The 11,505-nt window shown below is 69.7% G+C and carries 13 protein-coding genes and 1 tRNA gene; 6 read left to right on the plus strand and 8 right to left on the minus strand.

From position 1 onward, the window contains the following. Positions 1–2 precede the first annotated feature (2 nt). The 4 genes from TAE01_RS20150 to TAE01_RS20165 form a co-directional block, all read right to left on the minus strand. On the minus strand, positions 3–485 hold the full coding sequence (locus TAE01_RS20150) for a glutathione peroxidase (RefSeq protein WP_147068597.1): 483 nt from the start codon (positions 483–485) through the stop codon (positions 3–5). 61 nt (positions 486–546) lie between these two features. Beyond that, positions 547–1,515 (minus strand): non-homologous end-joining DNA ligase, encoded by a 969-nt coding sequence (gene ligD, locus TAE01_RS20155; protein ID WP_147068598.1) that lies wholly within the window; start codon positions 1,513–1,515, stop codon positions 547–549. Between the two features lie 111 nt (positions 1,516–1,626). Further along, positions 1,627–1,699 (minus strand) — tRNA-Gly (locus tag TAE01_RS20160). A gap of 96 nt (positions 1,700–1,795) precedes the next feature. Next, positions 1,796–2,122 carry a putative quinol monooxygenase gene (locus tag TAE01_RS20165; RefSeq protein ID WP_147068599.1) on the minus strand — a complete coding sequence of 109 codons (327 nt, stop codon included), beginning with the start codon at positions 2,120–2,122 and terminating at the stop codon, positions 1,796–1,798. Between the two features lie 238 nt (positions 2,123–2,360). On the opposite strand from TAE01_RS20165, the gene TAE01_RS20170 reads away from it, so the two are divergent. From TAE01_RS20170 to TAE01_RS20180, 3 genes are all read left to right on the plus strand, one after another. After that, positions 2,361–3,254: an alpha/beta hydrolase gene (locus TAE01_RS20170; RefSeq protein WP_147068600.1), complete on the plus strand. Its 894-nt coding sequence runs from the start codon at positions 2,361–2,363 to the stop codon at positions 3,252–3,254. A gap of 119 nt (positions 3,255–3,373) precedes the next feature. After that, complete coding sequence (locus TAE01_RS20175; RefSeq protein WP_147068601.1) at positions 3,374–4,018, plus strand: hypothetical protein; 645 nt, start codon at positions 3,374–3,376, stop codon at positions 4,016–4,018. 121 nt (positions 4,019–4,139) lie between these two features. Then, positions 4,140–4,625: a GNAT family N-acetyltransferase gene (locus TAE01_RS20180; RefSeq protein ID WP_147068602.1), complete on the plus strand. Its 486-nt coding sequence runs from the start codon at positions 4,140–4,142 to the stop codon at positions 4,623–4,625. Positions 4,626–4,669: 44 nt separating this feature from the next. Here the strand turns inward: TAE01_RS20180 and TAE01_RS20185 are convergent, their stop codons facing one another. Further along, the gene (locus TAE01_RS20185) at positions 4,670–4,954 is read right to left on the minus strand and encodes a CPCC family cysteine-rich protein (RefSeq protein WP_147068603.1); all 285 of its coding nucleotides are present in this window, start codon (positions 4,952–4,954) and stop codon (positions 4,670–4,672) included. An 819-nt stretch (positions 4,955–5,773) separates the two neighbouring features. On the opposite strand from TAE01_RS20185, the gene TAE01_RS20190 reads away from it, so the two are divergent. The 3 genes from TAE01_RS20190 to TAE01_RS20200 all read left to right on the plus strand — a co-directional run bounded on the left by TAE01_RS20190 (position 5,774) and on the right by TAE01_RS20200 (position 9,160). Further along, positions 5,774–6,559: a polysaccharide deacetylase family protein gene (locus TAE01_RS20190; protein ID WP_222594198.1), complete on the plus strand. Its 786-nt coding sequence runs from the start codon at positions 5,774–5,776 to the stop codon at positions 6,557–6,559. 273 nt (positions 6,560–6,832) lie between these two features. Continuing rightward, positions 6,833–8,584, plus strand: a complete 1,752-nt coding sequence (locus TAE01_RS20195) for an alkaline phosphatase family protein (protein ID WP_147068605.1) — start codon at positions 6,833–6,835, stop codon at positions 8,582–8,584. Positions 8,585–8,818: 234 nt separating this feature from the next. Continuing rightward, positions 8,819–9,160, plus strand: coding sequence for a hypothetical protein (locus TAE01_RS20200; RefSeq protein ID WP_147068606.1), 342 nt, complete (start codon positions 8,819–8,821; stop codon positions 9,158–9,160). A 196-nt stretch (positions 9,161–9,356) separates the two neighbouring features. On the opposite strand, the gene TAE01_RS20205 is transcribed toward TAE01_RS20200, so the two are convergent. From TAE01_RS20205 to TAE01_RS20215, 3 genes are all read right to left on the minus strand, one after another. Then, positions 9,357–9,989: a mechanosensitive ion channel domain-containing protein gene (locus TAE01_RS20205; protein WP_186815318.1), complete on the minus strand. Its 633-nt coding sequence runs from the start codon at positions 9,987–9,989 to the stop codon at positions 9,357–9,359. Between the two features lie 677 nt (positions 9,990–10,666). Next, entirely contained in the window at positions 10,667–11,026 is a 360-nt protein-coding gene (locus TAE01_RS20210; RefSeq protein ID WP_147068608.1) for a VOC family protein, read from the minus strand. Positions 11,027–11,125: 99 nt separating this feature from the next. Continuing rightward, entirely contained in the window at positions 11,126–11,365 is a 240-nt protein-coding gene (locus TAE01_RS20215) for a VOC family protein (protein WP_246111478.1), read from the minus strand. Positions 11,366–11,505: the final 140 nt, after the last annotated feature.

The following is an 11,505-nucleotide window of genomic DNA, read 5'->3' on the forward strand; positions in this document are numbered from 1 at the left end:
ACCTAGGCGGCGAGGGCCTTCTCGATGTCAGCGGCGAGGTCGGCGGGGTCGGTCGTCGGCGAGTAGCGGCCGATGACGGAGCCGTCGCGGGCGACGAGGAACTTCGTGAAGTTCCACTTGATCTTCTTGCCGAGCAGTCCACCCTTCTCGGACTTCAGCCACGTGTAGAGCGGGTGCTCGTCGGAGCCGTTGACGTCGATCTTGGAGAACATCGGGAAGGTGACGCCGTAGTTCTTCTGGCAGAAGGCGCCGATCTCGTCGTCGCTTCCCGGGTCCTGACCCCCGAACTGGTTGCACGGGAAGCCGAGGACCGTCAGGCCCTGGCTCCGGTACGTCTCGTAGAGCTTCTCCAGCCCGCCGAGCTGCGGGGTGTAACCGCACTGGCTGGCGGTGTTGACGACGAGGACGACGTCGCCGGCGTGATCGGCCAGCGACACCTCCTTGCCGTCGATGGCGGTGGCCTTGAAGTCATGCAGCACGGTCACGCTGTCTCCTCTGTGGTCCGGTGTCGTGATGGGGTTCGGAGCGGTCGTCGGTCGGGATGGGTCATTCGTCGGGTTCGGGTGGAGTGTCCTTCCCCTCACGCTCGTCCCGGTCGGCCCACTCGATGAGCGGGCTGAAGTCGAACACGGCGTCGTCGATGCCGGCGTGCAGGTCACCGAGGCGGGCGAAGCGCTCGGGCATCGTCGCGATGGTGAAGTCCTGCGGCTCGGCGTCGGCCACCTCGTCCCAGGTCAAGGGCGCCGAGACCGTGCCGCGCGGGTTGCCGCGCACGCTGTAGGCGGCCGCGATGGTGTGGTCGCGGGCGTTCTGGTTGTAGTCGACGAAGAGGTCCTCGGGAGAGCGGTCCTTGCGCCACCACGTCGTCGTCACGTCGTCGGGCAGCCGTCGCTCGACCTCACGGGCGAAGGCTAGAGCCCCGCGGCGGACGTCCTTGAAGCCCCGGTCGGGAGCGATGCGGACGTAGACGTGCAGGCCCGAGCCGCCCGACGTCTTGGGCCACCCGACGGCTCCGAGCTCATCGAGGATCTCGTGCGTCGTCGCGGCCGCGCGACGCACCTTCTCGAAGCTGCAGTCGGGCATGGGGTCGAGGTCGATGCGCCACTCGTCGGGGCTCTCCGTGTCGGCGCGGCGGCTGTTCCACGGGTGGAACTCGACGGTCGACATCTGGACGGCCCAGATGACGTCGGCCAGCCGCGTCACGCACAGCTCGTCGGCGTGCAGTCCGTACCGCGGAAAGTGCAGGCGGACCGTCTCGACCCACGGCGGCGCCCCGGCGGGCAGCCGCTTCTGGTGGACCTTCGGACCGTCGACTCCCTTGGGGAAACGGTGCAGCATGCACGGCCGCTCGCGCAATGCGTTGACGATCCCCGGCCCCACCGACAGGTAGTAGTCGACGAGGTCCCGCTTGGTCTCGCCGCGTTCGGAGAAGTAGACGCGGTCGGGGCTCGAGAGGCGCACCGTGTGGTCGCCGACCTCGATCTCGACCGCCGGTGCCTTGCTCGCCGCAGCCATGGGCGACAGCCTACGTAACCCCGACGACGATGCCGGCGAGGATGCCGCGACGATGGCGCGGTGAACGTGCGGAAGGGCCCGCCGACCGGAGTCGACGGGCCCTTCGAGCGGAGCGGACGACCGGGCTCGAACCGGCGACCTCAACCTTGGCAAGGTTGCGCTCTACCAACTGAGCTACGTCCGCCTGCCAACCTGCGGAGCCGAGGCCCCGTGGGTGCGAGGTAGACCATAGCGGACCCTCGGCCGGAGTGCGAAACCCGCTCTCGGAGTAGCCGTTCGGCTACTTCTCGACCGCCATCTCGCCGAGCTCGGACCACTGCGTTCCGTCGATCGTCGTGTTGACGATCTTGGGCGTCGCGGAGAGGTAGGCAGGCAGGCTCGCCGTGGCCTGCCTGAAGTGGTCGCTCTGCACGTGCGCGGCGCCCGCGGCCTCGTCACGGAAGGCCTCGACGAGGACGTACTCCGTCGGGTCGTCGAGGCTGCGCGACCAGTCGAACCAGAGGCAGCCCTCCTCGGCACGGCAGGCCTCGGTGAAGGATCGGGAGATCTCGGGCCAGTCGTCTGCGTGCTCGGGCTTCACGGGGAACTTCGCGGTGATGAAGATCAAGGCTGGTCACTCCTTGGGTCATGGTGTCGGGACGGTGTTCGGGACCGGGACGGGAAAGCCGGTCGACGAATCGCGTACCCGGTCCGGGCCTGTGACCCGTCGTGCGCGTCACGCGACCCGCCGGTGCACAGGCAGCGTGTCAGCGTGCGTCGGCCGCCACCACAAGGTGCTCTCAGACTCTGCCGTCAGACTGGCGGTTGCCCTACGCATTTTCGACCGACGACGACAAGGCTCCTGAGTGGATCGACGACGCCACCGTCACCGACGGCCGGCCGCACCCAAGCGGCCCACCCGAGGGACCCTGCGCGACCGGTTCGCCCTCGTCGGAGTCACCCTCCTGACCCTGCTCCTCGGAGCAGCGCCTGCGGTCGGTCAGTCCATCAGTGACGGGACCCCCGTGCAGGTCGCCGGCCCCGTGGCCCGCGTCCTGAGCGCCGACCCCCGGGGCCAGGGACGCGTCGTCGAGGCCTTCGGCGACGTGCACCGAGCCAAGCACATCGCGGTCATCGTCCCCGGTGTCGGCTGGAACGGCCCGCTGCTGCGCGACGAGCAGGGCGCCGGCCGTCGGCATCCCGCCGTGCAGGCGCGCACCCTGCTCGCCGAGATGGAGCGCACCGACCCCCACACTCCCGCGGCCGTCGTCGTGTGGCTCGACTACGACCCGCCGGCCGGGCTCGACGCCGACGCCGCCCGCTCGGACCGCGCCGTCGACGGAGCTCCCCGGCTGGCGTCCTTCGTCGACCGGCTCTCGCGCTCGGCCTCGGTCAGCCTCGTGTGCCACAGCTACGGCTCGGTGGTGTGCGCGCACGCCGCGCCACACCTGTCCATCTCGGCGCTCGTCGCGATCGGCTCGCCCGGGATGGACGTGTGGACACGCTCCGCCCTCCACACGACGGCCGCCGTCTGGGCCGGGATCGCCGCCGACGACCCGATCGGCGTCGTCCCGCACACGCGGGTGGACGGTTTCGGACATGCCGCCGACCCCACGTCGACGGCCTTCGGGGCGAGCGCCCTTCCGGTCGCCGACGCTCGCGGCCACAACGGCTACCTCGTCGCCGGGACGGACTCGCTGCGCGCCATCGCGCAGATCGTCACCGGTCACGGTTCGGCCGTCGCCTCGACCCGCCCGTAGGCGGTACGCGTGGCGGATCCGCGCCGTCGCCGGTCCGCGGCCCCTGCACCTGTCGGGCCTCGGCCTGCGGCCCGCCAATTCGGGTGCGTCACCCGGCAGGCTCGTGTTTGGCTAACGGCATGCTGCTTCTCGTGACCGGGTCGAGCTGCTCGGGCAAGTCGACCGCGACCGCCGCCGGCTGCGGCGACCTTGCCGGAGTCTCCGTCCGTGACAGCGACGAGCACGGCGTCCCGAGCGATGCGGACACCGCCTGGCGGCAGCGAGATCTGGGACGCTGGGTGACCCACGCCCTCACCCTGTCGCAGAGAGGGACCGATCTGGTGCTGACGGCCCAGTCGCCCATCGGCGAGCTGCTGGCCAGCCCCGACGCCGACGGGTTGGACCTGGCGGTGTGCCTCGTCGACGTCGCGGACGCCGTCCGTTCCGAGCGGCTGGAGCACCGCGAGCCGGGGAAGTGGTCAGCGGAGGCCAAGCAGGACTTCAACGGCTGGGCCGGGTGGCACCGCGCTCACGCCCGCGACCCTCGCCACCACCCGGAGGTCATCACCCGACCCGGGGCACCGGGTCAACGCTGGGACCGCTGGCAGCGATGGGACAGGCACGATCCCCGATGGGGCGTCGCCTCCATCGACACCACCGGGCGCTCGGTCAGCGACACCGCTGCGGCCGTGCGCGGGTGGGTGCTGGAGTCGCGGGCCAGCCGGGATGCCGGGCGCCTCCCCCTGGCCCGCGGGTGGTGTCCCGCGACGCCACCGGGTGCCTAGCGAAGGGCACGTCCCCGCCCGGTGGGTGCGACGGGTGGCAGGATCGGGCCCGTGACGGCCGCTCCCCTCCCCTACCCGGACCCTCCGTTGGGTGATGGTCGTGTCGGGCTGAGGAGGTGGCGTGAAGCCGACACCGACTGCATCCGGCTCGCCGCCACGGATCCCCGGATACCCGAGAGCACGACGGTTCCGGAGACGTTCACCCCCCGCCGAGGCGACCAGCTTCATCCATCGCCAGTGGGATCGCGCCGATCGCGGCGAAGGGGTCTCCCAAGCCGTCGTCGACGTCGCACGTGACCAGGCCGTCGGGTTGCTGTGGGTGGGCCTGCGCCCACAGAGGCGCGTCGGCGGGCTGGGGTACTGGATCGTCCCGGAGACACGCGGCTCGGGGTTGGCGACGGCTGCCGTTCGCCTCGCCGTCCCCTGGGCGCTCGAGGCCCTGGACCTCCAGCGCCTGGAGGCCTGGGTCGAACCGGACAACCTTCCCTCGCAGAGGGTCCTCCGCAGCGCCGGGTTCCACGAGGAGGGACGCCTCCGGAGCTTCCTCACCGTCGCCGGTCGGCCGTCGGACGCTCTCGTCTTCTCGGTCATCCGTCCGAGACATTGACTGTCTGGGATCGACTTGATCGTCGACACGTCGCCGGCCAGGGATCACTCGGTGAGGTGGGTCCGAAGGTAAGGGTGCCAGTCAGAGGCACGGGCCTCCGTGGGAAGCGTCGCGCGGACGTTGGCGACGAAGATCGGGTGCACGGCCCCGATCCGCAGGAACGTCCGTTGGGCCGTCAGGAGGTCGAGCGCGTTGGCCCCTCCGGAGAATCCAGGCGCGCGTGACTCGCTCGGATCGTCCTCCCAGAAGCACACCGGGCAGAGCTCGTAGGCATCTCGTTCTGGCAGCGTCTGATACCCACAGCACGGGCAAGAGAGCCGATCGGTCACGGTCTCATCCTCCCGCCGGTGACGCACCACCCGTACTCATGTCGCCGATCGACGTCGCCGACGAGCAGAAGCCGGGGATGAACAGCGGCATGAAGACGCGCCAGATCTTCAAAGTCCGTCGGGCGTGCTTCGCGCGCCACTGACTGAATCCGTCCATCCTGCCCCTGCCTCGACCACGTGGTTGCGGTCATGATTTCACTCAGTCCCCGCCACGGCGCTTCGGACCCGCCTCCTGGCGTGGACAGTTCGCCCTCAGGCTTGGTGTCGTGGACTGCGCCGGCCGTGCCTCGCGAGTTCGACTGTCGCGACGGGATCGCACTCCTGGGGACGAGCTCATCGGGCCAGGCCATTCATGGGGGCGCGAGCTCTACACGGTTTTGGACCAATGACGACGGCGCCGGAAGCCCTGTGCAACTCCGACGAGCAGGCCACCGCACCCCGCCAGCAGGCAGGCCCAGACCGACCATGGCGTCACGTAGGCCACCGCCACGGCTACGAGCCCGGACAGCCACCCTCGATCGGACGTCACCGCCACGACGAGAACACGAACAGCGTCACCAGGACCACGCGCACCCACACAGGCCGCAGCCATCCGATCGACCCTGCGGTGTCCGTCCGCACATCCCCTCCGCTCCTCGCCGCGTGTCAGGTCGAGCCGAAGTGTGCCAGCAACCCGCCCCCTCTACCAGGCACGGGCGGAACAACTGACCGAGTATGCCGTGTGGACCCGTGGGACGCGCGCTCCTTCCCCGACGAGGCCAGTCCGCCACGCCGGCCGCCCTCAGGGGATCCTCACGATCGCGGCGTAGCGTCGTCGACGTGGAACGCCGTGCCTTCCTCGCCTCCATCGCGGCAGCCGTGGCCGCTGGGCTCGCTGCGTGCAGCACCGACACCTCGCCAGCGGCGCATGTCTCCGCGGGTCCGGGCTCGTCCGGGGCCGGCGCGGCCGGGCCACGCTTCACCGCGCCTCGGGGACTGACGCGGGTTCCGGTCCCGCACGGCACCCTGTTCCAGCTTCCGGGTGACTCCAAGACGATCGCGCTCACGGTCGACGACGGCACCAGCTCACGCGTGATCGAGGGCTACGCGACGCTGGCTCGCGACACCGGCCTACGTCTGACCTTCTTCTGCAACGGGGTCAACTCGGGCTGGACCACGCACTCGGACGTGCTGCGCCCGCTGCACGACGACAACCAGATCTTCATCGCCAACCACACCTGGTCGCACCCGAACCTGCTGCGCCTGTCGTCCGCCGAGGTCACCGACCAGGTGCGTCGCAACGAGGTCTTCCTCAAGAACACGTACGGCACGTTGGGCCGGCCCTTCCTCCGGCCTCCCTACGGCTTCCACAACCGCAGCCTCGACGCGCAGCTGGCCGACCTCGGCTACCCCGCTGTGACCATGTGGCTCGGCAGCCTCGGCGACTCGACCGTCGAGACGCCCCAGAACCTCGTCGCCAACGCGAAGAAGTGGTTCCTGCCGGACCACATCGTCATCGGACACGCCAACCACCTACCGGTGACGAAGGTCTACGGACAGCTCGTGGAGATCATCCGGGCCCGGGCGCTGCAGCCCGTTCACCTGGGGGACATCTTCGAGGTGTGAGCACCGCGGACACGTCCGCCGTCGTCCGTCCACCCCGGGTGGCCAGGCGCCTCACTTTCGCCGTGCGAGAACGGCCCCCGATCGGTTGGTCACCCAGATGGCTGACCCGACGGCCCACGGTCGTCAGTCGGGGGTCGACAACTGTTTCCCGTGCGTTGGTCGGCACGTCGGACACCTCCCATGCCCCTCGCAGAACGGGTGAATAGACCAGACCTTCGGGCCGTGCGATCACCACGGCCTCGTCGTTCTGACCCCCTTCAGAGAGTGGACATCATGCGAAGTTCCCGCCGAAACAGTGCAGTCCTGGCCCTCCTGGCCGGTGCCGCGCTCGTCCCCGCGGCTGCCGGTGTTGCCACCGCCGGCCCTTCGACCCATCCCGACGCCTCCCCCGGCCACGCGCAGCGGCACGTCCTGCTGCTGTCCGTCGACGGCCTGCACCAGAGCGACCTCGACTGGTACGTCAACGCGCACCCCCGCTCTGCGCTCGCGTCGCTCGTCAAGGGCGGGACGAGCTACTCGCGGGCTCGGACGACCTTCCCCTCCGACTCCTTCCCCGGCATGGTGGCCCAGCTGACGGGTGCGGGACCGGGGACGAGCGGCGTGTACTACGACGACACCTTCAACCGGACGTTGCTGGCACCCGGCACGACCGACTGCTCGAAGGCCACACCCGGCACGGAGGTCGCGTGGACCGAAGGCGCTGACCGGTCACAGAACCCGATCACCCTGGACGCCGGCCAAGGCCTGACCGCTCCGGCGCTGACGCACCTGCCGACCAACACACTGGCCCAGACCCTGGGGTCCGCCTCGGCCGTCACCTCCGCCATCCTCAAGCTCACCCCGGACGCTGCCCAGCTGCTCGACCCGGCCCTGCTGCCCGTCGACCCGGCAACGTGCCGACCGCTCTACCCGCACAGCTACATCCGCGTGAACACCGTGTTCGAGGTGGCGCGCGCCGCGGGACTGCGCACGGCGTGGTCCGACAAGCACGCGGCATACGAGATCCTCAACGGACCCTCGGGTCGCGGCGTGCAGGACCTCTTCACGCCCGAGATCAACTCCGTCGCCGACGCTGCCGGTGACGACTGGACGAAGAACAACGCCCTGACCCAGGAGTACGACGCCACCAAGGTCGCCGCCGTGCTCAACGAGATCAAGGGCTTCGACCACTCCGGCTCGACCAAGGTCGGCACCCCGGCGATCTTCGGCATGAACTTCCAGAGCGTCTCGACCGCCCAGAAGCTGCCCACGTCCGGCGGCCAGGCAGGTGGCTACCAGCCCGACGGCACCCCGGGCCCGGTCCTCCGCAGCAGTCTGGACTTCGTCGACCGGGAGGTCGGCTCGATGGAGACTGCTCTGCGGCGCAACGGGATCGGCGCGCGGACCACCGTCATCCTGTCGGCCAAGCACGGCCAGTCGCCGATCGACCTGTCCACCCTGCGCCGGGTCGACGACGGTCAGATCATCGACGCGATCAACCACACCTGGGCGACTGGTCACCCGGGTGCGGCTCCTCTCGTGACGTTCTCGGTCGACGACGACGGCATGCTCCTGTGGCTCTCTGACCGGTCTGACGCAGCCGAGGGCTTCGTCAAGGACTACCTGCTCAGCCACTCCGCCCCCGCGAACACCGCCTCCGACCCCAAGGGCACCTACTCGACGACCGTGGCGGCCTCCGGCTTGACCGACGTGTGCACGGGCGCCGCGGCGGACCGGCTGTTCGGCGCACCGGTCGGTGACCCCCACGCCCCCGACCTGGTCGGTATCGCCCAGCACGGCGTCGTCTACACCGGTGGTGTCGGCAAGATCGCCGAACACGGCGGCGACGCCCCCGCAGACCGCGACGTCCCTCTCGTCGTCTCGGGGGGCGGCACCGGACGCGGAACGGTGCACACCCCCGCGGCGACCACCCAGATCGCCCCGACCATCCTGGAGCTGCTCGGTCTCGACCCGAAGGCTCTGGAGGGGGTCCGAGCCGACGGCACCCCGGTCCTGCCTGGTCTGACCTACCCGCACCGTCGCTGACCCGCGGGGCGTCGACACCCAACCACCTGTCCACGGACGTCGGGCGGCGCGAGGGGTCGACGCACGCCGGAGGCCCTGACCAGCGCATCGCTGGTCAGGGCCTCCCGCTTCCGGCCAGCGGGCCGCCAACCGTCCGTCTCGGGCGACCTAGGTGTGGTGTGGTGTGGTGTTGCCGGCGCCTCCCAGGCACTGACGTCCCCGCAGCGCGGGACGCGCCCTCCGTGGGGCGACGCCATGACCGGACCATCGAGCTCGCCCGTCAGTGCCCGTGAGCCCTCGCAGGAGCCCACGCCGGCCCACCTGTCGGGCTGGGTCATCATCGTCCTGCTCGTCACGATGTTCGCCTCGTGCACCGCAGCGAGCAGCGCGCGGGACGCAGCAGACAACGCGGCAAACCAGAGCGCCGTCACGGACACTGCAGGGTTGGCCACCACGCAGGAGGTCCAGGCCATGTGCCGTCTGCTCGGCGCGCTGGCGACCAAGCAGGGCACGGACGTGCGCGCGCTGTTCAAGGACCACCAGACGAACACGACGTGCGAACAGGCGGCCATCGAATCGAGTGCCCCTCGGCAGTGACTGCAACCACGCTCCGTGAGGCGTGTTCAGTCCGAGCGCAACGTCGCCCGCGGCTTCAGGCCTTTCCCGACGACGCGGACACCCCGGCGAGAGGGTCGCTGAACGGCCACTACGCGGGACATCGGTGATGAACTCCGTGACTCGGTTGCCCACTGCCGACTGCCGCCTGCCGACTGCTCCGGTGTCGACCTACTCGTCACAACGATGGGGTCGAGGGCTTGGCAGCCGGTCGCCCACCGGTGGCGGCAGCGAGCACGCTCGCATTGGGCAACGAGAACGGCCCCTCCTCGGTGATCATCTCGGTGTAGGTCAGGCCGATGCCGACCACCTGACCGTGGTACTCGCCTCCCAGAGCACCGGAGCGGAGCACGATCCAGGAACCGACGTCGAAGGGCCTCGAGGTGAGCAGCACGAGACCGGCGAACAGGTTGGCGAGCGCCTGCTGGGCCGCGATCCCGATCACGACGCCCGTGATCGCGCCGGAAAGCAGCAGCTTCTCGATCGGGACGTGCAGCACGGTGAGTGCGAGCACCCCGACGAGCAGGTAGCCGATGATCGTGACCCACAGCCGCAGGTTCGACGACGTGCCCGCACTGGCTCGGGCCCCGACCACGCGGGCCAGCTCGTTCGCGGTGGAGCGGACCGCGACGGCCGCGCTGACGGCGAAGACGACGGCGCCGAGGAACGTGAGCAGGCGCGGCGTGAGGTCTGGCGACTGGGGCTGGCCGAGGGTGGCGAGGACCACGAGCACGGCGAACGAGAAGGCTGCTGCCGCTCCAGCCCGGCGAAGGTCGGCTCGGACCTGCGCGGCGCTTGCGGTGGCGATCATTGACATCTTCATTGGCAGGTTGGCTCCAGACAGCTGAGGGGCACACAGGTCTCCGGCCACGCCGCATCGTCGCAGGCGGCCGTACTGCCCACGACGCTAACCGCCTCGCCTTGGCGCTCCCCGACAGTGACCGCGCCCCTCGCGAGCCCTCCACGGGTGGGACCCCGGGCTCCCCTCCATGAGCAGCCCGAGGTCCCGCGACAACGGCAACTTGGGGGTCAATCCGTCGTCACTGTGTAGACGACGAGAGAGCCGGATCGTGACGAGGTTTTCGACGAGACCCTCTTCAGGCGACGGCCCGACCCGTCATTCAGGCTGAGATCCGCGCTGCGGGCCTGGGAGAACAGACCGACTTCCCTGAGAACCTGAGCACGCCCGCGGCTACGCTCAGGTCCACGATCTACGGGATCCGCCGAGGAGCGGGTGTGCGGTGCCGCTGGACGTGGCAGGCCCTACTGGTCCAGAAGGGCTCGGCGAAGCGCTGTCTGGAGGGCTGGAGCCGTTACCACCACCCCCATTCCAGGTGGTGGTGGTCACGCGTGCCGGCGCGAGGCCCGGTGACGGTGGATGAGTCCGTCGAAGTACAGGTCGAGTCCGCCTCGCCCTTCAACCCAACCGGCATCGAAGCGCTGCCAGCGACGCACGTCCAGCGCCAGTCACGGCAGCGGATTGAGCTGTCACCCGGAGCAGAGGCAGAACGGGTGCCCAGCAGGGTCGAGGAAGACGCGGAACGTCGTTCCAGGCTGGTGCTCGTGCTTGGTGGCACCCAGGGCGAGGACGGCCGCCTCGGCGGCGTCCAGGTCCTCGACGTCGACATCGATGTGCATCTGTTGCGGGACGTCTTGGTGGGGCCATTTCGGTGGGTTGAAGCTCTCGACCTTCTGGAAGCCGATCCCGTCGCCATAGTCGGCACGGATGAAACACATGTCGTCCTCATCCCGGACGACAGGCCAGTCGAGCAGGTCGCTGTAGAACTGCGCGAGACGGTGAGGATCAGGACAGTCAAGGACGACGACAGGGAAACGTGCGATGGCCATGACCAGAACTGTAGGCAGGGTCCCGGACAGAAGACGTCCTTGATCGGCGGAGTTTCGGCTCGTTCTGGCGCCGATGGGTGTTGTCGAGTTCCTGGCGTTTCAGGCGGACTTGACCGTCCGTGCTGCTGACATGTCGGCGCACACCACTCCAGTATTGCCGTCCTGGTCGGCGACCACGGTCAGTGGAGGGGCGTCGCTGTCATCGACGATGGTTCCGCCGGCGGCCACCGCGGCGGCGACCCGGTGCTCGGCCACCTCGGGCGGCACGTAGACCTCGACGTGCCATCGCCCAGCCGGCGGCTTCGGCACGTCGACGTCACCGAACCAGAGGTTCGGCACCCGTCCTGTGACTCACGTCGACCTCGACGGCTCGCCGTCACAGACTCCCCCAGTGCCACCGACTCTCCAGCTGTGGCGCTCGTTCGCGCTCATGGGGACACGAAGACGAAGCGTTCGCGTCGCACAACTGCGCCTCCCGC

Origin of the sequence: Terrabacter aerolatus, assembly GCF_007991735.1 — a bacterium.
GTDB lineage: Bacteria > Actinomycetota > Actinomycetes > Actinomycetales > Dermatophilaceae > Terrabacter > Terrabacter aerolatus.